The organism is Sphingopyxis sp. (genome assembly GCF_050725655.1).
GTDB lineage: Bacteria > Pseudomonadota > Alphaproteobacteria > Sphingomonadales > Sphingomonadaceae > Sphingopyxis.
In genome coordinates this window covers 1-22,695 of sequence record NZ_JBOHHT010000047.1, presented here as the reverse complement: position 1 = coordinate 22,695, position 22,695 = coordinate 1, and the positions used below count along the sequence as shown (strand labels likewise).

General features: G+C 61.2%; 13 protein-coding genes. 3 read left to right on the top strand and 10 right to left on the bottom strand.

Features of this window, described 5'->3' with window-relative positions; all coding sequences use genetic code 11:
- Nucleotides 1-253: 253 nt before the first annotated feature.
- The 3 genes from ACREBX_RS06215 to ACREBX_RS06205 all read right to left on the bottom strand — a co-directional run bounded on the left by ACREBX_RS06215 (nt 254) and on the right by ACREBX_RS06205 (nt 2,816).
- Nucleotides 254-901 carry a class I SAM-dependent methyltransferase gene (locus tag ACREBX_RS06215; protein WP_431560888.1) on the bottom strand — a complete coding sequence of 216 codons (648 nt, stop codon included), beginning with the start codon at nt 899-901 and terminating at the stop codon, nt 254-256.
- Between the two features lie 249 nt (nt 902-1,150).
- Complete coding sequence (locus tag ACREBX_RS06210; RefSeq protein ID WP_431560887.1) at nt 1,151-1,807, bottom strand: class I SAM-dependent methyltransferase; 657 nt, start codon at nt 1,805-1,807, stop codon at nt 1,151-1,153.
- Nucleotides 1,788-2,816, bottom strand: a complete 1,029-nt coding sequence (locus ACREBX_RS06205) for a DUF535 family protein (RefSeq protein WP_431560886.1) — start codon at nt 2,814-2,816, stop codon at nt 1,788-1,790. Before ACREBX_RS06205 ends, ACREBX_RS06210 begins: the two co-directional genes overlap by 20 nt.
- An 844-nt stretch (nt 2,817-3,660) precedes the next feature.
- Here ACREBX_RS06205 and ACREBX_RS06200 point away from each other — a divergent pair.
- Nucleotides 3,661-3,915, top strand: a complete 255-nt coding sequence (locus ACREBX_RS06200; protein WP_431560885.1) for a response regulator transcription factor — start codon at nt 3,661-3,663, stop codon at nt 3,913-3,915.
- 30 nt (nt 3,916-3,945) lie between these two features.
- Here the strand turns inward: ACREBX_RS06200 and ACREBX_RS06195 are convergent, their stop codons facing one another.
- The 7 genes from ACREBX_RS06195 to ACREBX_RS06165 form a co-directional block, all read right to left on the bottom strand.
- Nucleotides 3,946-4,566, bottom strand: coding sequence for a 4'-phosphopantetheinyl transferase family protein (locus ACREBX_RS06195; protein WP_431560884.1), 621 nt, complete (start codon nt 4,564-4,566; stop codon nt 3,946-3,948).
- Nucleotides 4,567-4,670: 104 nt separating this feature from the next.
- Nucleotides 4,671-5,660, bottom strand: coding sequence for a glycosyltransferase family 2 protein (locus tag ACREBX_RS06190; RefSeq protein WP_431560883.1), 990 nt, complete (start codon nt 5,658-5,660; stop codon nt 4,671-4,673).
- Nucleotides 5,657-12,130 carry an SDR family NAD(P)-dependent oxidoreductase gene (locus ACREBX_RS06185; protein ID WP_431560882.1) on the bottom strand — a complete coding sequence of 2,158 codons (6,474 nt, stop codon included), beginning with the start codon at nt 12,128-12,130 and terminating at the stop codon, nt 5,657-5,659. The genes ACREBX_RS06190 and ACREBX_RS06185 overlap by 4 nt, the downstream gene beginning before the upstream one ends.
- Before the next feature lie 3 nt (nt 12,131-12,133).
- Entirely contained in the window at nt 12,134-16,795 is a 4,662-nt protein-coding gene (locus ACREBX_RS06180; protein ID WP_431560881.1) for a MupA/Atu3671 family FMN-dependent luciferase-like monooxygenase, read from the bottom strand.
- Between the two features lie 110 nt (nt 16,796-16,905).
- Nucleotides 16,906-17,826: a glycosyltransferase family 2 protein gene (locus tag ACREBX_RS06175; RefSeq protein WP_431560880.1), complete on the bottom strand. Its 921-nt coding sequence runs from the start codon at nt 17,824-17,826 to the stop codon at nt 16,906-16,908.
- The gene (locus tag ACREBX_RS06170) at nt 17,823-18,974 is read right to left on the bottom strand and encodes a glycosyltransferase family 2 protein (RefSeq protein WP_431560879.1); all 1,152 of its coding nucleotides are present in this window, start codon (nt 18,972-18,974) and stop codon (nt 17,823-17,825) included. Before ACREBX_RS06170 ends, ACREBX_RS06175 begins: the two co-directional genes overlap by 4 nt.
- 39 nt (nt 18,975-19,013) lie before the next feature.
- On the bottom strand, nt 19,014-19,868 hold the full coding sequence (locus ACREBX_RS06165) for a 2OG-Fe(II) oxygenase (protein ID WP_431560878.1): 855 nt from the start codon (nt 19,866-19,868) through the stop codon (nt 19,014-19,016).
- Nucleotides 19,869-20,022: 154 nt separating this feature from the next.
- On the opposite strand from ACREBX_RS06165, the gene ACREBX_RS06160 reads away from it, so the two are divergent.
- Nucleotides 20,023-21,243: a glycosyltransferase family 4 protein gene (locus ACREBX_RS06160; protein WP_431560877.1), complete on the top strand. Its 1,221-nt coding sequence runs from the start codon at nt 20,023-20,025 to the stop codon at nt 21,241-21,243.
- Nucleotides 21,240-22,622, top strand: a complete 1,383-nt coding sequence (locus tag ACREBX_RS06155) for an oligosaccharide flippase family protein (RefSeq protein ID WP_431560876.1) — start codon at nt 21,240-21,242, stop codon at nt 22,620-22,622. The genes ACREBX_RS06160 and ACREBX_RS06155 overlap by 4 nt, the downstream gene beginning before the upstream one ends.
- Nucleotides 22,623-22,695 lie beyond the last annotated feature (73 nt).

Genomic DNA, 22,695 nt, shown 5'->3' with positions numbered 1-22,695 from the left:
GCAATTCCCCGTGCTTCCGGTGCTCACGTACCAGATGTACGCTGCGCTCCGGGTCACGGAAAACCACCATTTTCGACTCACCCTGAGCTGAATGTCGATTGGTCCTAAAACGTCTCCTCTTAGCCGGTTGCGGCCTGTCTGCTTCTGGGCGCGAATTTCGAAAAGCGGACAGCCGTTCAGCCGTCGATCCACTACGGCAGAAATCGACCGATTGCCGTCATAATTCGGACAAGTCCTTCTCAGGCTTTCGCCATTACCGCGGCACGCGATAAGTATAGTAACTTTTTGGCATACCGAGCATGGTTTCAGTTTTCAGGATACCGTCAGGAAAATATGATTTTAGATTTGATTTTTTTATTACTACAGTTTCAGAAACCATTACGTTCCAATCCGGAAGTATTTTTTCCCATCTTTTGTGCATAATGCTCTTTATTCGTTTAGGAATCCACCACCAAAATGGAATCCCCGTGTGGGCCTCCAATGGAAACCAGACAGATGGGGTTTGCACCCAATATGAAGGTGCTAATCTACGAACTTCTTTTGCAAATAGCTTCTCGTTTTCTGGTCCGCCAACATGCTCTATGACGCTATTGCTAAATGTGACATCGAAATGATTGTCCTTAAATTCCGAAAGATTTGTGGCATTTCCTTCAATGTAGGTGAAGGTGTGATGGCTGCTGATCTCTTCACGCATATTGGATCCGGGTAAGTTGACTATTGTAATGTTCATTGGGGTGTCAACGAACTGCCAAATATGGGGAGTTCCTCCAAGATCGATAATGCGAGCTCCAGGAGATGGTTGGAGTAGCCGCTCGAAATCTTGCATGCGACCTCGTCGCGCATGGGGCGCAACGAGCCCTTTTAGGAAGTAGAATAGTTTAATACGGGCATAGCGAAGCATATTCACCCCTTCCCTGCCGACATCCGGGGGATCAATATCGATCGAAGATCGGGCGTTGCACTCCGAAAGGCCATAAATCCCGATCGCTTAGGGGTCCATTGGCAGTTTGAACCGCCTATTTCTGATTATGCAAATTACCGTTTATTCGAACTTTTCTCGTTCCGGTAATCCGCCCTGGGGTCGTACGCTCCACCCGTACCATGGGGCGACGCCATCCTTGTCGGCCTCACGTCCGCAGAATTACGAAAATCAGATGTCTGTGGATTCCCAGAATCCTGTGCGATATTGTAAAGCATTTGAGAACCATTGGTGCCGGGGCGGCATATCTCCGGCGGGCCGCAACCAATCTGCTTCGTTTAGAATCGATTCACCGATCGGATTGACATATGCAATCCGCAGCGGACGCCGGCTACCGGCGGAGCGGCGGTCATCACGTGCCTTTTCCATGACCTCGCCCAATATCTCCGGTCCGAAGGGATGGAAGAGATACAAGAATGATGCCCCGCTAAGATCGTGATCAAGGGCGTTGCGTGCATGGAACCGGATATCGCGATGCTTTAGCCGGCTACTCGCGAGATTGGCCTCGGCGGCGGCGATGAGCGACGGGATCAGTTCGACGCCTTCCACCCGCGCCGCGCCGCGGTAAGCTGCTGCAAACACGACACGACCAAGTCCGCAGCCTAGATCGGTTACAACATCGTCCGGGCCGACGCCTGCCCGGTCCAGAACGGCAAAAACGTCTTTGTAGGATGACGGGGTATAGTGCATGTACCACTCGCGCTCGCCGGGTCCGCCAATGCCGGGATGATAGCCGAAGGTGCGTACCCCGAGATAGCGGTCCCAAAATTCGTCGGCGGGTTGGCGAATGCGCGCGGTCAGGTTGCGCTTACGCAGGTTCTTCAGCACGTTGCCGCCCTTTTCTGACGAAAGTCGAAACATCGCCCCGGCGCGCGAGCAGCTTTGCGGCGATACTTTCCGACGCGCTGTCAAGCATGGCGTAACGACGTTCATATTGCCGGCGTTTACGCGGCGGGATGCCGACGGCGTCCCGGTGTTTGGCATGGAGCGGCAATTCGAATGTCGACTTGTCCAGCCGCGAGGCTCCACGTTCGAGCCATATGGCGTCATAGTCCGCATGCACCGCATGGCGGGCCTTAGCGAACAGGGCATCGCGGCGCTGTTGATGATCGCTCGAGACGAGGAAAATGCGTTCCACGCCGAGATGGTGGCAAGCCATCTGGAAGGTTTCGATGAGAAGATCGCGCGGACGCATTCCGAAGGCCGCATGTGTCAATCCGCGATAAATATCCCGGACATCGGGCAGTTCAAGGGCATTGCGACCCTGCACCGCGCCAACATGCGCAATCAGCGCGTCCTGCTCGAACCGCAACGCAAAGGCGAGCGAGAATATCCGCGTGTCGTCCAGAAAAAGATTGAACACCAGCGGCCCTTCATCCGCGAACCAGATCGCGTCGTCCAGAACGAGGCGCAGTTGGGGATGTATGGCAGGAATCCGGCAAAGCTCGACCTCTCGCTCTGTAAGAGGGTCAAAAAACCAGCCCAATTCGTCCATTGCCTCATAGTGCGCATGGAGTTTGCAAAGGCGCGTACGAACGTCCCAATTGCTCGATTGATAGGGCGCAACGAGAACATTGAGAATGTCGGGGCGTTCGTTGACGAGCCGTCCCAGTCCGGAATTCCGGCGATTACCGAGAAAGCGACCCACAAGATCCTGATGCTTCCATCCCAAGTACAGGAAACGCGCGCGCCGGACGACAGCACCCGGGGAATGCCCGCCGGCGATTTCGGCCGAACGTCGCCACAACCAAGCGGCATAATCCGGTTGAACGGATAGGCTGTCGCGGATGAGCGTGCGCCGCGACATCACATTATGTACGAAAGCGGGAAAACCCATGCTTCGCCCAAGCCCCTGTTCCGCTGAACATAGTCGGAACTGTCGAATGCGACCGCACCCGCCCGATTGTTCATCCAGGAAAGACGTTGGCACAAGCCAATCGGCTGCGGTATCCTGAAAAACCAGATGCTGTCGTGGGTGGCGAAGTGGCGAAGCGAAGCATCGTTTTTCGAATCCCGAATGATCAGGATTCTGTATTAATTTTCAAAACTTAACTGCCCCGGCCTTATGGAGAGCGCCGCAGCCTGTCTCCCCGTCCTCGCCATCCGCTTTCGTCTAAAGTTGACCTGATCGACAGCAAGGGCCGATTGCGTGCCGACCGCTCGTAGCCGGATTGGCAAACAGGCAGCCATGGAAAAAAATAGGCCAACATCGGAGAGGTCCCGAGACAGAAGGGGACGAGCGGAAGCACGCTTCAGTACGACGGCCCCTCCCGAACACGATTCGAATCTGGCCGCATTTTTGCTTGCCGGACACCGATCAAGGATCGTTCCGTAGGCCCGACGGGGTGAACTATTATTTATTTTCCCGATTTGGGACAGCCTTTGGCGACGAACAATTCCGCATGTCCGAAATTCGCAAAGGAATCGGCGAAGATTTTCGCGCCTTTCTTGCACTCTGCCATGGCGCGCAAAACACAAGTCATTGAACAATCCGAAATTTTCGAGAGTCAAGAGCACATTGGGAAGTTTTAACCATCAATCGCGGGACTCGCCTTTTCATTAACCGTCATGACAAATTTCGCAACAAAATTTCACGTGACTCCCCCCCCAACCTTGGGACATTCTAATTTCACTCATGGCTTTTTAACTACCTTTTTACCGCCAGAGGGAGGGACCATATTATGTCTAGATATACAGAGGATATTCGACTCACAGACCGCGAATATGAGGTGCTTCGTCTCGTTGCCCTTGGCCTTTCTGCCAAAGAAGCAGCCTTGGAATTGGCAATAGCGCCGTGCACCGTCGAACGACACGTTGAGAACGTGCGACTTAAGACCAGAACGCGCAATCGCGCACACTTGATCGCCCACGTGATCAGAGAAGGGCTGCTTCCCCAAGATCGGGCCAACCCCGATATTGCGGCAACCGCTCACTAATGAATGGTGCGCTGCTGAGGCGCGCTACGATTAAACGCTTATACGAGAAGACCAAGCCATGATTGGGTCGCCCAAATATTGAAGGGCGCCGGTGCGGAATTGGCTATCGCTTAGCTGCACCGTCGTCATTTGGTCTCTATGCGCGCATTCCACGATATTCAGTGGAATATTCAAGCCGCAGCCAAAAGCCTTGAGACAGGCTTCTTTACGTACCCATATCTCAAGAAACTTTCTTGAGGAGCATGTTCCGAGAGCCCCCCCGCTCCGGACTTCAGCTTGTTCAGCCGCGGTAAAATGGATGTCCATCAGCTCGGCCGCATCCTCGATCGGGCGAATAATTTCGACATCGACGCCGATCGGTTCGCCCTCGCTAATTCCCACCATGACATAATGGCCGCTGTAGCTGATACTGTAGTGCAGCCCCGGATATTGCATCAGATGCGGCTTTCCATATCCATTTCTGTCGATTGCCTGCGCATCGAGCGGAATATGGTGGAGTTCCCGTAACAGGACACGCAGGCCGCCGTGTGCAGCGATGTAACGGTTGCGCAGGTCAGGCCGGCGAAAACGATTGGCCGCCACTCTTTCATCTTCGGAAAGCAGATCCTCCAGGGATTGCGGTTCAAAATTCTCGGTATCGATCAGCCACATCGGAAAGCTGTGGGGCGGAGATGGCAAACGTCGTGCATCGAGGCCCTGCCTGCGAAGGACGGTATCGGACCTCCCTGTGGCGAACCCGCTAAGCATCGCGCCGGTCAGCGGCGCCGGGGCAGGAACGATGCGTGACGGATAAAATCCTGAAACAGATTCGGCGGATCCGGATCGGCGACATGTCGCACCATCTGTTTAACCCTCGCAAGGACATGCGCGAAAATCCAGCTGAAATCCGCGAGTACGCCGTACAGCCGTCCGTGGTTCTTCAGGAAATAGCGCCGGCGCGAGTGGAACCAATAGGCAGGCAAACGCCGCAGCTTGATCTGCTTGCCGGTAATACCTGTGCTCTGGCCGGCGATGTGCAGCACCACCGCGTCCGGCACGTACCAGCAATCCCATCCCTTCCGCCTCGCATGCAGGCAGAAATCGGTTTCCTCATAATAGAGGAAATAACCTTCATCGAACCGCATGCCGTCTTCGAGCAACTCGCGCCGTATGATGAAACTGGCCCCCGAAACCCAATCGACCTTTTCGCTATGATCGCCCATCCGGCGTAGCGTGGCGCTATCGCGCAACAGCCGGGATATGAAACCCAACCGCGATCCGCGTTCGATCTCTCCCAGAAGGCTCGGAAAACGGAAGGCAAAAGGCCAAGGTTTGCCGTCGGCGTCCAGCAGCGCGCTGCCGGCAATTCCCGCCGCGGGATGGTCTGCCATGAAGCGCGCCAATGTGGCGCCGGCCCCCGGGATGACCCGCGTATCGGGGTTGAGAAGCCAGATCAGGTCGGCGGGATTGGGCCGATCCAGTGCCCAGGCAATGCCCAAATTGCTGCCTGCACCGAAACCACGGTTTTCCGTAGACCGCATCAAGGTAACCCAGTTCCAGTCGCGCGATTGGATAACCTGGTCGATCAGATCGGCCGACCCGTCGTTGGACGCATTGTCGACGACGATCACCCGCAGGCCCGGACATTGGCCCCGATCTTCCTCGATACTTTCAAGGCACTGTACGACGAGCGTGCCGGTGCGGTAGTTGACGATGACAATGTCGACTGTTTCCTGCCGATGCGAATTGGGTGGGGCCGCGCTCATTCCGCGGCCACGATATTGTGGCCATCGGGCACGCCTCTGTCACCAGCCTGGTCCATATCCGCCCGGTCCATCGCGCAATCGACGGCGCTCTGGAATAGCGGAGCCAGCACACCGACATGGGGTTCCTGTAGCGCGCTGCTGTGCCCCCCCGGCACCGGAACGAGCGCGATCGGGTCAGCCACCCGCCGTCCCCAGCCCAACGCCACGTCGCCGTAGATTTGCTGATAAGGCATGTCGTCGACGTCGCCATTGCCGCTGCCGGCCTTAAAGAGAACAACGCTGCCGTCGGCGAAGAGACCCTGGGGGCGGTGACATGTGTGCGCCACTTCATAAAGTTTCAGGAAAGAAATTGCGGGATCGCGACCGCCTCCACCGTCGTTCGCCGGAGCGACGTTGGCCATGCGCAGCTTCTGCACGGTTCGCCGATCGCGAGCCTTCGCCATGCGCGATTCCATTTCCCAGCGGACCGTGTTGACCGCCTTGCGCGCGAGAGCGGGGACGAGGCTTGTCATCCGTTCCTCCTGAAGCAGCGAATGGACACGGCCAAATCTCGCACGCGCGATGTAGAACCGCCGTTTCGCAGCCGCCACATCGGCAGCATCAATGATCCCGACAAAGGCAACCCTTTCTCCCGCATCCTGCAACTGGCGCGCCATTTCGAAAGCGATGACGCCGCCCGCGCACAATCCCGCCAGCAAATAGGGGCCGTGCGGTTGAACCGCCTGAACGCGCTGAATATAATTGACGGCCATCTCGTGAATTTGCGTATGAGCGTAACCGCCCGCCGCATTTTTCAGCGGCTCGATACCGTAGATCGGGCGGTTCGGATCGAGCCGCAGGGCAAGCCCGCGATAAAGCAATGTTTCGCCCAACCCGTCATGAACGAAGAAGATGGGCGTCTCGCTGCCTCCACTTCGAATGGTCACCACGTCACGAATGGTCAAACCGACTGTATCCGCCGTCAAATTGCAGGATTCTGCAGCCGGATCGGCACCGCCGGGATCCAGTTCCCTGGCCAGCGATGCAACGGTGGGCGCGTCGAGCAACGCCGCCAGCGGCAGGACCCTGCCGGTCTTTTTGCGCAACCGGTTGGTGAACTGAACGGCCAGCAATGAATGACCACCCAGATCGAAGAAATCGTCATTCCGGCAAACCGGCTGCACACCCAGAAGCTCCGACCAAAGTTCTGCGATCACCTGCTCCATTTCCGTTACCGGCAAATCGAGGGCGCCATCGCCGCTATCCGCAGCGACATCCTTTCTGGGAACACGCGTCGGCGCGCGAAGCCGCGCCAGCGCCGCATTGAGGTCCGATGGCGAGACGATCACCTGGGGACGGGCATGCCCTTCCAACAGCGAATCGATCACCTTGAGGCCCTCTTCGGGAAAGATCGCATCCACCCGCCCGAGATGCGCGGCATTGTTGTTCGCGATCCGCCTGGACAGCGGCGCGTCCCCATTCAGCGGCAGTAATCCGGCATCGCGCACACGCATCATGGTAAATTCCGCGATTTCCGCCAGCACACGACCATGCTCATCCGCCACGGTCACGTCGAAAACCGCCATCAGCTTCGCGTGGGCTCCCACATCCCGATAGCGGATATGGCTGACAATGGTCGGCGTCAGGGGGGCGTGCAACACCAGCCGACGGTAAGAAAAAGGTGCGAAAAAGTCCTTGCCGGCGGTATATTCCGGGATCAGCGATTGCGCGCCCGCGGTAGCGAAGTCGAGCAGCGCGGGATGGAGCAGCACTTGGTCGAATTCATCATGGAACGCCGGATCCATGGAGAGGCGGAGCACGGCTTCATGCTCGCCATAGGCGGCCCGCCTGACGTTCGACCAGCGCGGTCCGAATTGCAGCGCCGGACTGGATGCTTCTTTCTCGCCGATCGCCCGGGCGCAGCGATCCTCGAGCCCGGCGATGTTCATCGGGTCCGGTACGGCAAGCAGGCCGGCCGCCGATACCTGCCCGCTGGCATGTTCCACCCATGCCAGCGCGGCGGCATCCAGTGGCCGACCGAGTATCGCGAAGCTCCAGTCTTCGCCAAGTCGCCGTTTCAGATGTACGCGCAGCGCACGCTCGTCTCCATCCTGAACCGCGAAAGGCGTGAGGAACTTGACGTCGGACAGGATGACCGCTCCGGGATTGACGAGCCCATATGCGGCTCTTGCGATTTCGAGAAAGCCTGTACCGGGTATCAGCGTCCCCGCACCTACCAGCCGGTGCTCGTCCAACAGCCAGTGTCGTTCCGGCGAAAGCGTGGCCGAAACGACGAACTCGTCCGGCGAAATGACGTGCAGGCTTTCGAGGAAGGGATGATCGACCGTTTTGCCGTCGGGTAGCTTATCGGCCAGCCCGTCGGCGCCGCCGCCGCCTAGCGCCGCCGCCATCCCGACTTCCCGCCACTGACTCCAACCGACGGCCAGCACGCGCGTACCATCCTCTCCATGCCGCGCCTGCGCGTAGCTGTCGAGAAAGGCGTTAGCCGCCGCATAATCGGCCTGCCCAGGCAGGCCGGCAAAGGCGCTGATCGACGAGAACAGCATGATGAATTCCGGCTTTTGACTCTTCAGCGCTTCTTCCAGCGCCAGCGTTCCCATCACCTTGGGGCGCAGGACGACCTCCATGGCTGCCCGCGACTTGGTCTCGATCAGCGCGTCGTCGAGAGCGCCAGCGGCATGGAACACCCCCGTGATCGCCCCCAGTTTCGCCGTGATCTGGCGAATGGCGTCACGCATAGCATGCGCATTGCCGACGTCGGCGGCAACGAGTTCGACTATCGCGCCGGAGGCTTCCAACGCCATAACCTTGCGGATACGGTCTTGCGCGATCGGATCGGCAGCGTCGTCGGCAAGGATCTCCGCCCATCGTGCGCGCGGCGGCAGCGCCGAACGACCCAACAGGGCGATACGGACGCCGGCTTGCTCTGCAAGATGCCGCGCGATGGTGAGCCCGAGGCCGCCGAGACCGCCGGTCACGAGATAGGTGGCGCCTGGGCGGAGCGCCGGAACCCGGGCCTTCCCACCCGCCTGTGCAGCGGGAACCTGCCTGAATTCCCGTACCCAACGCTCTCCTTCGCGATAGGCCATGACGCGTTCCGACCAGTCGGCGGCCAGCTCGTTCACAGCCGCTTCGGCAAGCATCGAGACAGCGCCCGATCGCGATGAGAGCGCGACGTCGATGCAACGGACATGCAGGTTGGGATATTCGGTGGGCACCACGCTCGTCGCGCCCAGCACCGTGGCCTTCAACGGGATCAGGTCGCCGTCACTGCCGATGCGCTGCATCCGGTCGGTCAGCAGCGCGATCTCTGCCGGCTCGTCGGCGATTTGGTGCGCCAGTTCCCGCGAAAGAGCGATCAGGCTGAAAAAGCCCAGCTCCTGCACCTTCCGCGCGTCGGGTTGCTTCCGGCCGGCACCGGTGACCAGCCAGCAGTGATATATCTGCGTCGGCAACCGGCCTTCCGTGCTCAGCATGTCCAGCAGACGGCCGTAATCCGCCTGGCTGGCGGGGTTGACCGAAAACAGGCCCTCCCCCAGCCGGCGGAAGCGATCTCCCGCCCGAAGAACGACCACGTCCCGCCCCGCTTCGCGCAGGCGACCGGCGATCTCGCGCCCAAGCCCCTGTGTGTCTTCCAGAACGAGCGCGGCGCCTTCGCGCACGCCGCAAGCACCAAGGAACGAACGGGTCCAGACGGGTTCATACTGCCATTCGGCGGTATCGTCGGAACGCTCGGCATCGTCCTCGGCCCCCTCCGCAATCGCGAGTTGCGCACCCGGTTCATACCAATGACGCTGGCGCTCGAACTGATAGGACGGCAAGGGAATGCGCAAACGTTGCTCCCCCTGCCAAAAAGCATCCCAGTCGACCGTCACGCCGACCGCCCAGAGTTGTCCCAAGGCATCGAGCCAAACGGCATCATCCTCGACCTGTTGATCGGGGTGACGCATGGAGCTGATGACCGGCTGCTCGCGTCCACGGTCCGGATGCTGACGGGCAAGGCTGGCCATGCCGCGGCCCGGACCAACTTCAAGGAGCGCCTTTTCCCCATCGTCGAGCAAGCGGTGCAGGCCATCGGTAAAGCGCACGGTCTCGCGCAGGTGCCGCACCCAATATTCGGGATCGGTGACGTCGTCCGCAGTCGCCCAGTCGCCGGTCAGGTTCGACGCGAAGGGAATGATTGGCGCACGCAAATCGATCGTGCGCATCAGCGCCCGGAATTCGGGCAGGATCGGCTCCAGCATCGGCGAATGGGCCGCGACCGAAATGCGGACGATCTGCGCTTCGATCTCGCGATCCGCGAGCCGTTCGTGAAAATGCGCGATAGCATTGGCGGGGCCCGAAACGACGCACAGGCCGGGCGCGTTGATCGCCGCGATGGACAATTCGGGCGGCAGAAGCGGCTGCAAGTCCGCCTCGGACAGCGGCACGCTCAACATGCCGCCGTCGCTGATCGTTTCGAACAGGCGGCCACGCATCGTGACGATACGCAGCCCCGCTTCGAGATCGATGACACCCGCCAGATGAGCCGCAGCATATTCACCCGAACTGTGGCCGATCATCGCGGATGGCTGGATGCCGACGGACATCCACAGTCGCGCGAGCGACGTCTGGATGAGGAACAGCGCGGGCAGTGCGACGGAAGGACGCTCCAATTCAGTCACGGCCCGCGCCCTGTCGGCCTCGCTTGGGAATAGCCAACGGCGCACATCCCGAACGCCCATGCGATCGAGAATGGACAGACCCGTGTCGACAGCCTGTCGGAATAACGTTTCTGTCTCATAAAGGCCGCGAGCCATATCGGCGTGCTGCGGCCCCGCGCCGCAGAACATGAACGCCACCGGACGATCCGCCATATGTTTGGGCGGGGGCGCATCCTGCCCCGCAATTTCGCGTAGGCGGCCGACGGCTTCCTCGCCCGAGCCGGCGACGGCGAAACGCCGGTGTGACAGATGCTGGCGACCGATACCCAGCGTGAAGGCCGTATCGGACAAGCCACTGTGCGGGCGGGCTTCCAGGAAATCTGCCAAGGCCGCGGCGTTCGTCCGAACGACCGCGGGCGACTTGGCCGTGCAAAGCAGCAGCTGGCGGCGGCGGCTCGGGCCGCTCGCCGGGCGCGGAGGCGCTTCTTCGAGGATCGCATGTGCGTTGGTGCCGCCGACGCCCAGCGAGCTGACACCCGCACGGCGCGCGGCACCAGCGGGCGACGCGGTCCATGGCGTATGTGCGGCCTGCACCCGAAACGGGCTGCCTTCCAGCGCCAGCGCCGGATTGGGCGCCTCGAAATTCAGCGATGCGGGCAGCTCACCATTGTGCATGGCAAGCGCAACCTTGATCAGCCCCGCCGCGCCGGCGGCCGTGTCGGTATGACCGATGTTCCCCTTTACCGAGCCGATGGCGCAATGGCCGACGCCATCGGTCGATTGGCGAAAAGCCTCCGTCAGCGCAGCCAGTTCGATCGGATCGCCGACCGGCGTGCCCGTGCCATGGGCCTCGACATAGCTGATCGAGCCGGCATCGACATCCGCCATCGCCAGCGCCTCGGCGATGACCTTTGCCTGGCCGTCGACGCTGGGTGCCAGATAGCCGACCTTGCCGGCCCCATCGTTGTTGATCGCCGATCCGCGGAGCACGGCATAGATGTGATCGCCCGCCTCGACGGCATCGGCCAGCCGCCGCAGCACGAGCACCGCCACGCCGCTGCCGAAGACCGTGCCCTGCGATTCCGCGTCGAACGGGCGGCAATGTCCGTCGGGGGAGAGTATCTCTCCTTCTTCGTAGAGATAGCCGTGCCGGTGCGGCAATTCGATGGACGAGCCCCCGGCGATCGCCATGTCGCATTCGCCGTTGAGCAGGCTCTGCGCAGCCATATGGATCGACACGAGCGAGGTCGAACAGGCGGTTTGCACATTGATGCTCGGCCCCTTGAGGTCGAACAGATAAGAGACGCGCGTCGTCAGGAAGTCCTTGTCGTTGCTGGTGTGCCTGAGCAGGAACAGGCCGACATCGCGGACCAGCTTGGAATTGGTCAGCAGGTTGTACGGCATATAGGCATTGTGCCCGGACCCGGCATAGACGCCGATAACACCGTCGAAGCGCTGCGGCGTGTGGCCCGCATTTTCGAGTGCTTCCCACGTGCATTCCAGAAAATGGCGGTGCTGGGGATCCATGATCGCCGCGTCGCGCGGGCTGAGTCCGAACAGCGTCGCGTCGAAACATTCCATGTCCCCCAGCGGGGCGCCGCGCCGCACATAATTGCGGTTGCGCAGCAAGGCCGGGCTGACGCCCGCCGCAATCAGTTCATCTTCCGAATAGGTTTCGATCGCTTCCCGGCCATTGCGGAGCAGGTCCCAATATTCGTCGATCCCCCGCACCTGTGCGAAACGGCAGGACATGCCGACGATGGCGATCGCCGTTTCCGGAAACTCCGGTCCGTCACCCAAGTCGAGCGGGCCATGGTTCTGTTCCATCGCTCAGTTCCTCGCGAGCGCGCGCGCCGCCCCGCGACGCTGAAGCGCGGCGCGCCGGTTGCTCGCCCGGTCCTGCCCTTCGCGCGCCGCCGCAACTTGTGGCTGCGAAACCGACAGATGCGCAGCAAGCGTAGCGACGGTCGGAAAGCGGAAAATATCGGTCAACGAGACCGGCTTTTCCGAAACGGCAGACAGACGGCGATGGAGTTGCACAGCGAGCAGGGAATGCCCGCCCAGATCGAAGAAATTCTCGCGCAACCCGACGCGAGGCAAGCCGAGCAGCTCACACCATACAGCCTGTATTTGCCCCTCCAGCCCACTGGCCGGTTCGGAAGCCTGGCTGGCCGCGATCTCGATCACGATGCTTTCGGGATCGGGCAGCGCCTTGCGATCGACTTTGCCGTTGGGTGTCCGCGGCAGGGCATCGATCTGGATGAAGCTCGACGGCACCATGAATTCCGGCAGGCTTGCCCGCAGATGGTCCCGCAATGCGTCGTTCGACAACAGCCCGTTTACCGCCGCCAGATAGGCAATCAGCCGGGCATCGACGGCCCCGGCGGCGCGATGCGCCACAACGACCGCTTCGATCACGTCGGGATGTTCGGCAAGCCGCGCCTCGATCTCGCCGAGTTCGATGCGGTAACCGCGTACCTTCACCTGATGATCAAGCCGGCCAAGAAACTCCAGCGCGCCGTCCTGGCGCTGCCGCACCAGATCGCCGGTGCGATAGGCGCGCCCCGACGATGCGACCGGATCGGCAATGAAACGATCCGCGGTGAGTTCGGGCCGGTTGAGATAGCCGCGGACCACGCCGTCGCCGGCAATGATCAACTCGCCGGGCGTGCCGGGACGGACGGGCTGCATCCGCCGGTCCAGAATATAGACTTGCTGGTTGAGCAGCGGCCGCCCCAGCGGCGGTGCGTCATCTTCCGCACCCAACGAATGCGTTGTCGACCAGATGGTCGTTTCCGTCGGGCCGTACATATTCATGACCGCACCATCGACGAGCGAAAACATGTCGCGAGCCAGATGCGGGGGGAAGGCTTCCCCCCCGACCATCAGGCGTTTCAGTTCGGCCAGATGCGGTCGGGCCGCACCGTCGCTGGCCAGTACGTTGAGCAACGATGGCGTGCACTGAAGATGCGTCACGCCGTGCTGCACCATCAGTTCAGGCAAAGTGTTTTCGGCCTCTTCCGCTTCGGCAGTGGAAAGCTGGCGCAAGCGATCGAGCGCAGGCAAGCTCGCGAGCACCGTGTCCGTATCGACACCGAAGTCCACGAGGCAGCCGATCTCGTCAACGCCGATGCCGCGGAGGCTGCGGATCAGCGGCAGGCAATCTTCCGGCGTCCCGAACAGGCCGCTGGTTTCAAAATAGCGGTCGAAGGCATGGTCGAGCAGCGCGTCGGTTTCCGCGTCGCTCAGGCCCGACAGGTCCAGCTCGTTGCCGGCTTCGGCGCCAACCGGACGCTTGAAGGTCGGGAACGACCAGGCATATTGCTTCAGAAGGTTGGTCGACGTGCGCAGATATTCGGTTAATGGGCGCTGCACGATCGAGCGGACCTGATCGGCATTTTCGCCGACGAAACTATGCAGCATCAGCGTGACATGGCCCTCGCCCGTATGACCGGCTTCGAACCGCGCGCGACGATAGGCGGCGACCTTCTTCCCGACTTCCTCGACATTCTGCCCCAGCAGATGGGTCAGGACATTGGCGCCCGAACGGCCGGCCTCCTCGAAGGTTTGGACATTGCCCGCCGACGTGATCCAGACCGGCAGCTCGGGCTGTACCGGACGGGGATAGGTCAGCAGTTCGACCTCGCCAAGCGGTCCCGGGAAACTGCGCGTTTCGCCGCGCCATAGCGCGCGGACGTCGTCCATGCAGCGTTTCAGCGCGCCGTTCCGGTCGGCAAAATTATCGGGATTGAAGATGAAATCGTTCGGCTGCCAGCCCGAAGCGAAAGCTATGCCCACGCGGCCGCCCGACAGATTGTCGACCAGCGCCCATTCCTCGGCGATCCGCGCTGGATGGTGCAGCGTGGCAACGACGCTTCCCGCCCGGATTTTCAGGCGGGAGGTCGACGCCGCCAGCGCGGCGGAAATGACAGCGGGATTGGGATAGGGACCGCCAAAGGCGTGGAAATGCCGCTCGGGCGTCCACACGGCCTCGAACCCGTTGGCGTCGGCGAAGCGAGCCCCTTCCATCAGCAGGCGATATTGATCCGCCGCGTTCGTGCTATCCGAACTGGCGAAATAGAAGAGGCTGAACTGCGGTGCCTTGCCGCCTTCGCGCGAGACGACATCGCCGCGAACTTCGCGCTCGGTGGCGATCACGACATGATAACCCCGCGTCAGCGGCCAGCAGACCTCGAGGACCGAGATGTCGAAACTCAGGCTCGTCACGGCTAGCCAGACGCCGTCCGGTTCCAGCTGGCGGTCCATCCCGGCGAAGAAATTGACCAGGTTTCGATGCTCGATCATCACGCCTTTCGGCAGACCGGTCGAGCCCGAGGTGTAGATCACATAGACGAGATTCTTGCCGGTCGCGCCACCGTCGAAGGGGTCGGCGGACAGAGCCGAGAGTTCGCCGGCCAAATGATCGATGCAGACAACGCGCGCCTCGGCAGGCGGCAGATCGCCGATCAGCGAAGACTGGGTGACGATGACCGGCATGCCGGAATCCGAAATCATATGCGCCAGCCGGTCGCGCGGATAGGCAGGATCGAGCGGAACATAGGCCCCGCCAGCCTTGTGGATCGCCAGCACGCAGACTGCCATCTCGACCGAACGTTCGACGTTGAGGCCGACCAATATATCCGGCCCGACACCGAGCCCGTGAAGATAGCGGGCCATGCGGTTCGCCTGCTCGTCGAGTTCCGCATAGGTCAGGCTGCGGCCGCGGGCGGTCACCGCAGTACGGTCCGGCGTAAGGCGCGCCTGCTCCGCGATCATGTGATGGACACCCGTGACGGCAGCCGTTTTGCCGGTTTCGGTATTCCATGCCCGGATCACGCGGTGATATTCCGCGTCGTCGAGCAGGGAAAGGCTGCCCAGCGGGGTTTCAGGCGCCGCATCGCGCGATGTCAGCATCGTTTCGAACCCGGCCCAAAGATCGGCAACCGCAGCATCGTCGATCCGCTCGGAATCGTAAATCAGCCGGCAGGCGCTGCCATCGCTGGCGATTGCCAGATGCAGCGCGGCGCCCTTTGGCGCAACGACCCGATCCAGCTGATCGACCAGCTGGACGGAGACGGGATAGGCAAAGCTTGCAGAACCGCGCAGATCGGGCATGCGTGCGACCAGATCGCGCGCGATCGCGACGCCCATGTGCATCGTGCCGATCTCATTCGCCAGCCGGTCGGCAAAAACGCTCAGCGGCTGCTGCCAGTCGATCGCGACCTGCAGCGGTATCTGGTCGGCGAACCAAGCCCCCACATCCTCGAGCCGCGATAGATAGACCTGATCGACGTAACCGATATCGACGGTGTCGCGATCAGCAACACGGCCGAGATAGGCAACCCAGGCCGCCAGCAGATCGCAAGCCGTCCGGTCCGCCCGAACCGAATGCTCCGCAACGCTATGCGTGACGCCCTCGCTTGCCCCCTTCGCCTGGAACTGGGGCAGCAACAACGGATCGCGCGTCGCAAGGCGGCGATGCCACCAGCCTTCATATCGTGCTGCCGCGCTGTCGAGCGTGCCCAGCGTGGTCTGACGCTCGCCTTCCAACGATGTGAAGCTCGCCCCCGTCCGCAGGACCGACGGCGGCAGCGGCTCGCCGTCGAGGCCCGTGAACCGGTCAAGCCGGAGATCGCGGCTTCCCGTGGCGACGATTGCAGCCTCGCCGCCCTCGACGACAGTGCCCGGCGCGGCGCCGCTGCAACTGTCGAGCAGCGTCACGCCGTGCACCAGCAGCAACCGGTCGCCAAGCAGGGCCTTCGAAATACCGAGCGGATTGCGATAGCCGCCGAAATCGAGCGCCGACACCTGCCGGGCGATCTCTTCCGCAGGCGCATGCCAGTCGATCGTCGCGGCAGCCGCAGGTCTTGCTTCCTTGCCAAAGAAGAGGAAAGGAGGGCTCGGCATCGGCTGACGGCACGTCAGCGCGGCTTCCAGATCTGCCGCGAGCGCGGCAAAGGTCTGTAAACCAGCCTCGAAACATTTCGCATTGAGCGATAGCGACGTCTCGCCGTCCTCGATAGCGATGGCCTCGCTGGCGAGAACGTCGCCGCAATCGACGTCGTCGGTCATAAGATGCCAGGTCACGCCATGATCGGGTTCACCGGCCAGCAGCGCCCAGCTCGGCGTATTGAGCCCGGCATAGGCCGGCAACGGACCATCATGAAAATTGATCGCCGCACGTGAGGCGATCGCCAGAACCTCCGCCGGCAGGACAGCGAGATTGGTGATGCTGAACAGATAATCCACCGGCTCGAGCCCGGCATCAAGGAGATCCTTCGACCGCGAAAAATGGGGTACTCCGGAGCGGCGTGCCCAAGCGGCTGCCGGTCCTTCCGGCGCGACGACAGCCACGATCTCGTGCTGCTGGTCGATCAACATCCTGCCGCATTCCCCCAACAGGGTTTCGCGGCCGATCAAAATGCTGCGCGGCTTGCGCTGCGACACGATCTCGATTGATCTGGGCTCGATGAGCGGCACCGTTCCCGCCATGGTGTTCTCCTTTGAACACATCGTATGCCGGAAGCGGACACGCAGCTACTTCAACAACTCCGTAGGCAAATCATGTGGTAAAAATAGGGAATGGGGCATCCCGTCGCCGATCATTTATACTCGATAAGCCGGCGGCGGCGGCGCCAGTAATCGATCTGTCCCTGCAGGTGTGGCAACTTGCCCAGCGTGATAAAACTGGCCTGTAGCGGACCACCGCTCAGATAAACCCGGAACCAAAGGAGAGGCCAGAGCGGCCAGAGGATCGGAAGCGCCCACAACATATTGCTGGCGACCTGACGACGCAGCAGGGGTTCGTACCTTCCGCGGCGACTGTATGCCTCTGCCGTCGCATAACCGCTGCGACGACTGCGCTGCCACCATTGCCCGAACTTGGTCATCGCGGCATCATGAATGGTCATATCGTGGTCGATGCGCCGGATACGCCAACCATTGAGGCGAATACGGTGGCAGAGATCGGGCTCTTCCCCGGCGATCAGATCTTCCGAGAACCCATTCACCTGCTTGAAGGGCTCGACCCGGAACAGCGCGTCCCCCCCACAGGTTTCGGCGATCCCGACCGGCGTGTTCCATTCCTGATCGCATAGCTGGTTATAGGGGCTGGCATGGGGAGAACGTTCGCGCCGCCGCCCGCATGCCGACGCCAGATCGGGTTCCGCGCGCATCGCGTCCAACGCCGCTTCGAGCCAGCCCGGGATCAGTTCGCAATCGCCATCGATGAAATGGAGATATTGCAATTCGGAGCGATGCTCCATCAACCATGCCGCTCCGGCATTGCGAGCACGCGCAGCGGTGAACGGCCGCGCGGGGTCCAGATCGACCACCGGCAACTCGCGCCTGCTGGCAAGATCGCAGCTGCCATCGACCGAGCCGGAATCGACATAAACGGCCAACGGCGTTTCCTTCAAAACGCTGTCGATGCAGGTTGCCAGCCGGCGGCCTTCGTTGCGGCCGATAATCACGAAACCGACTTTGTCCGACGACGCGGTCGTGTGGGTCAGCGTGTCACTCACGGTTCGCGCTCCGTACGCACCCAATGCCTTTCGCGGCGAAGAACGAATTGGGCGGCAATGGGCAGCTTCCAGAATATGTACGCCGGAATTTGCGCGATGCTGCGCATGGGCAGAATGGCGCGTCCTTCGGCTCTCCATGCGCGCGCAAGACCAGCGCCAAGCAGGATCAGTGTCAGGACCAGTAGCAGGGTCGGCAAGGCCATCCCCGATACGGCCGTGGCGAGGGCCAGCATCAGCACCGAGCCGGCCAGCAACATGACCGTCGGCGGGATCATCAGGTCGAGCGCCATCCACGCCAGTCGACGGTCTCTCCCCAGCGCGCGGTGGAGCAAGGCCGGGACGTGGCGAGTTATCGAACTCAGCATGCCATGCTCCCAACGTCGGCGCTGACTGGCGGTGCCGGAATCGGAACTCGCATCGCTGAAGAATAGAGCCGAGTCGTCGAAAACAACCTGTTCCCCCGCAAGTAACAGATCGACCCCCATGTCGAGATCCTCGACGAGCGAATCCGCCTTCCATTCGACGCTGTCGAAAATCCGGCGCGGGAATGCCATGCCAGAGCCTTGCAACAGCGCTGCACCGGCGAGCCGGCCGAGTGCACGCTGGCGGACCAGATTCTTGATCAGGAAAGCAAAACAGGAGATGCGTACCTTCGCGGATGCATCCGGCCCGGGAACCAGCAGATAGGCGCCCTGCACCACTGCGTCCTGCGCGGAGCAGACGGTGGCGATACGCGCCAGCGCCTCCGGTTCCGCGATGCAATCCGCATCCAGCACGATGACCACGTCACCCGGTTTGCCGCGCAGATGGGCGCGGCCGAATTCCAGTGCATAGCCCTTGCCGCGCAGCGATGGATCGACGCGTTCGATTACCTGCGCCCCCATTGCACGAGCGACAGGCGCAGTCTCGTCGCTGCAATTGTCCGCGACCACCAATAGAGTGTCGGAGGCTTGCAGCTGCATCATTACGGCCTGGATCGACGTGGCGATACCACGCGCCTCATCATGCGCCGGCATCAGCACGGTGAAACAGGGCCTCTTCGTCTCGTGCGTGACGAGCGAGCTCTGCCGCTTGGCGCCAAGCAGGCACTCCAGCGCGAGGATCGCAACTAGGGCGGCCGCACATAAGCATAGGACTGCGATAATCATCGGTTGCCTCCCCCGATGCCAATCCCCCTCGGCATGACGTCACCCGTTCCTTCGCCGTTGCAGCGCGGGCGGCAGCCAGTCGGCTTTCATATGTTGCAGTATGACCCGCCAATCGCGCTTGTCCGCGCTTCCCGGGCGCTGGCGAAAATCCGTGGTCCGCTCGATCAGGCCCTGATCGTTAGCGAGAGCCGTATAATAATAGGTCGCGATCGAGCGGCGCGAACGATCATCCGGGCAAGTAAGCGGGTCTGGATGGCCATGGAATGTGTCGCGATCAGTCGAGAATATTACGGCGCGGCCGAACACCGGCATGATTCGGCGCGTGGCCGCACGCATGCCCTTGTCCCACAGTTCAAGCGCGCCGCCATATTCCTCCCGCCAGTCCTCGTTGAGATAGATCAGCAGATTGAGCCGCCGGTTTACTCCCATTTCCTTGTGACGGGGAAAGTCTGCATGAATGCTGAGATGGCCGCCCCGCTTGGTTTCATGCAGCCCGGCGCCGGCATGATAGGGATCCGCGATCAATCCTTCGATGCCGGTCATCTCCGACAGGAAAGCCAAAAAGGCTCGCGAATTGAGCTCCGCGAACAAAATCCGCGTCAACGACCCCCGGCACTGATCCGGACGAAACTGGAACTTCAATCGCTCCTGCTCGCGCATGAAGCAGCTTTGCCCGTCGTTGTCGGGAAATTCGGCGGCCACGGCGCGGAGGAAGTCGGGATCGAGAAAATCGTCCAGAACGATATGCGGAAAGGGCTGGTTCGCCCGATACTGCTCTGCCCAGACATCACCGGCCGCGCGGCATTGATCGGCGTCAAAGCACCGATATTCGCCCAGATCGGTCAAGTTAAGTACATGCATTCCTGTCTCGTTCACGTCGACCTGCCTGCTCATCACCACGACATATGGAGGCAGGATTGTCGCCCTATATGAGACACGCTCGCGGATTTGCGGGCAAGCCGGGGAAATCACCTTGGGAGTTCTCATAGTCGACAGAAAAGAGAGCCAAGGCTAAATTGGGAGACCGAAACTCTCGGGGAAAACATCAGTGCATATCGCACTTTACTCGCCCACTTGGCCACCTGCGGGGGCGGCGAACGGGATCGTCAGCTATGTCTCTACGATAAGGGATCACCTTATCGGCGAGGGGCACAAGGTCACGATCCTGTCCGGCGGACGGCTTCATCCAAGCGGCGGCGTCGACCTGCCCCTGCTCGCGCCGATGGAGGAACTCGGCGGCTTCGACCGTTTGCAGCGGCGCATGTCGCGGCGGCTCGATACCTATCATGGCGGTTTGCCAGGTGTTGGCCGGTTGCTCGCTGCACAAGTCCGGGCCGCGCATCGCATCGACCCGATCGACATTCTTGAAATGGAAGAGAGCTTTGGCTGGTCGCACATCGTGCGGCGGCTAACCGGCGTTCCGGTCGTCACGCGCCTCCATGGTCCCCATTTCCTGAAGCCCCCCAAACCCCGAACCTTCAGAGAAAGACTGAACGACCTGCAGCGTCGCCAGACCGAGGGCCGCGCGGTCCGATCTTCTCTCACGCTCACCGCCCCGACCCGCGCGATGATGAGAATGACCTGTGAAAACTATCGGCGCACATCAAAAGATTATGATGCGGTAATTCCAAATCCCATTCGCGTGCTGCCGTACGGAGACCGCTGGAACCTGAGAGACTGCGACCGCAACCGCATCCTGATGATTGGCCGTTTCGATTACTGGAAAGGGGCAGACACAATGCTCCTCGCCTTCGAACGGGTGCTGCATAGCTATCCCGACGCCCGGCTGACCCTGGTCGGTCCCCGGATCGGCATTGAGACGGGGCCGGGACATCTCGCGGATTTCGAGGAATATGCGAGCGCCAATCTTTCACCGGAAACCGCTCGACGGATCGAGATCACCGGGACGCTGGATCCACCCGAAGTAGCCCGATTGCGCCGGAAGGCATTCGTCACGGTGTTGGCTTCGAGGGTGGAAAACTTCCCTTACGCTCTTCTGGAAGGGCTCGCCGCGGGGAGTCCGATGATCTCCACCGACTGGCCCGGCATCGACGAGATCATCCGACACGGGGAAACCGGCTTCCTGACACCCGTCGGCGATCCAGACGCGCTGGCCCAGCGCCTTGGATGGATGTTCGATCATCCGGAGATTGCCGCCCGGGTAGCAGAGAATGGGATGCGGCATTGCGCCGCCGCCTTTTCCATCGAAACGGTCGGCGCCCGGTTGATCGAATGCTATGAAGCCACCTTGCGAAACGGCAAAGAATGACGCCAACGCCTTCGTCCACGCTGGCCGAAATCTCCGCGCCGTCCCAGGCTTCGCCCGCGCGCAGGCTGCGACAGCTGGTGCTTCGGGACACCAATATTGTCGTAATATCGGTGGTTCTGGCCAATCTTCTGCGCGCGTTCAGCAGCGTGGTTCTCACACGTCTTCTAGTCCCCGAAGTGTTCGGTATTGCGGGGGTCATCGCGTCAATCGTCTTCGCTTTCAGCATGGTGTCCGATCTTGGCTTCCAGGCATTCGTCGTGCGACATCCCGATGGCGACAAGCGCCGCTTCCTCGACACGATATGGACGATGGCCGTGCTGCGGTCGGCTATCCTCACCTGCGCCGTGTTCGTGCTCGCCCCGACCATCGCCGGTCTGTTCGGCAAGCCGGAACTGACGTCCGTCATCGCGATCTCGGCCTTCTTCTTCGTGATCGAAGGCGCCGCGTCGCTCACGCTGCTGACCGCACTGCGGCACCGGAAGGTGTTGAAGCTCTCGCTGATCGAGATCGCTGTGCTCGTATTGCAGATTTCGCTCTCTTTCATCCTCGCTTATCTCTGGCGAAGCTATTGGGCCATTCTGGTGAGCATGCTCGCCGGAAGCGCATTCAAAACGCTGCTCAGCTATGTGCTTTTCCCGAATTCCCTGCGTAAACCTGCTCTCGACAGCCTATATGTCCGTGAACTCTGGGGCTTTGCGCGCTTCGTGACCGGCTCCAGCATCATTACCTTGCTGCTGCTGCAGGGCGACAAATTCGCGCTGGGGAGGTTGATGTCCCTCGACGATTTTGGCTTCTATATTCTCGCCGGCAATCTGGCCGCCGCCCCGCTCGCCTTTACCACCGCCTATGCCAGTCGCGTGCTGTTTCCCACCTATTCGCAAGCGTGGCGCGACGGGGAAGAAAACCTCCGGGCGCTATTCTACGCAAAGCGGCGCCTGCCTTCGCTATTTTACTGCTTCGCCGCGGGCGGCCTCATCGGCTGTGCGCCGCTGGTTATTGCGGTGCTGTACGACCCCCGGTACGCGGCGTCGGCCATCTACCTGCAGATACTGGCGATCGCCCCGTTATTCGCGCTGGCATCGTACAGCGGCAACGAGACACTGACCGCAACCGGGCACATCAAGGCGACCTTTCAGGCCAGTCTTGCGAAACTGGCGTGGTTCTGCATTGCCGGACCCGCGGGCTTTGCGCTGGGTGGTGTTCTGGGCCTCGTTCTTGCCGTGGGACTGATGGAAATTCCTCCCGTCATCCTCAAATGGATCCAGATGCATCGTTTGAAGTTTCTGGACCTTTCGCAGGAGCTGCTTTTCCTGGCGGCTGGCGGCGCCGGAATCGTCATCGGCGCGGTGGGGGACCAACTGATCCATCCCCTTCTCTAGGACCAATCGACATTCAGCCCATGGCGGTCTGCAAATGGCAATTTCCCGTGCTTCCGGTGCTCACGTACCAGAT

Coding starts and splice junctions, on each gene's coding strand:
- ACREBX_RS06215 (WP_431560888.1), bottom strand. CDS start 901: ATGCTTCGCTATGCCCGTATTAAACTATTCTACTTCCTAAAAGGGCTC.
- ACREBX_RS06205 (WP_431560886.1), bottom strand. CDS start 2,816: ATGGGTTTTCCCGCTTTCGTACATAATGTGATGTCGCGGCGCACGCTC.
- ACREBX_RS06200 (WP_431560885.1), top strand. CDS start 3,661: ATGTCTAGATATACAGAGGATATTCGACTCACAGACCGCGAATATGAG.
- ACREBX_RS06195 (WP_431560884.1), bottom strand. CDS start 4,566: ATGTGGCTGATCGATACCGAGAATTTTGAACCGCAATCCCTGGAGGAT.
- ACREBX_RS06190 (WP_431560883.1), bottom strand. CDS start 5,660: ATGAGCGCGGCCCCACCCAATTCGCATCGGCAGGAAACAGTCGACATT.
- ACREBX_RS06185 (WP_431560882.1), bottom strand. CDS start 12,130: ATGGAACAGAACCATGGCCCGCTCGACTTGGGTGACGGACCGGAGTTT.
- ACREBX_RS06180 (WP_431560881.1), bottom strand. CDS start 16,795: ATGGCGGGAACGGTGCCGCTCATCGAGCCCAGATCAATCGAGATCGTG.
- ACREBX_RS06170 (WP_431560879.1), bottom strand. CDS start 18,974: ATGATTATCGCAGTCCTATGCTTATGTGCGGCCGCCCTAGTTGCGATC.
- ACREBX_RS06165 (WP_431560878.1), bottom strand. CDS start 19,868: ATGAGCAGGCAGGTCGACGTGAACGAGACAGGAATGCATGTACTTAAC.
- ACREBX_RS06155 (WP_431560876.1), top strand. CDS start 21,240: ATGACGCCAACGCCTTCGTCCACGCTGGCCGAAATCTCCGCGCCGTCC.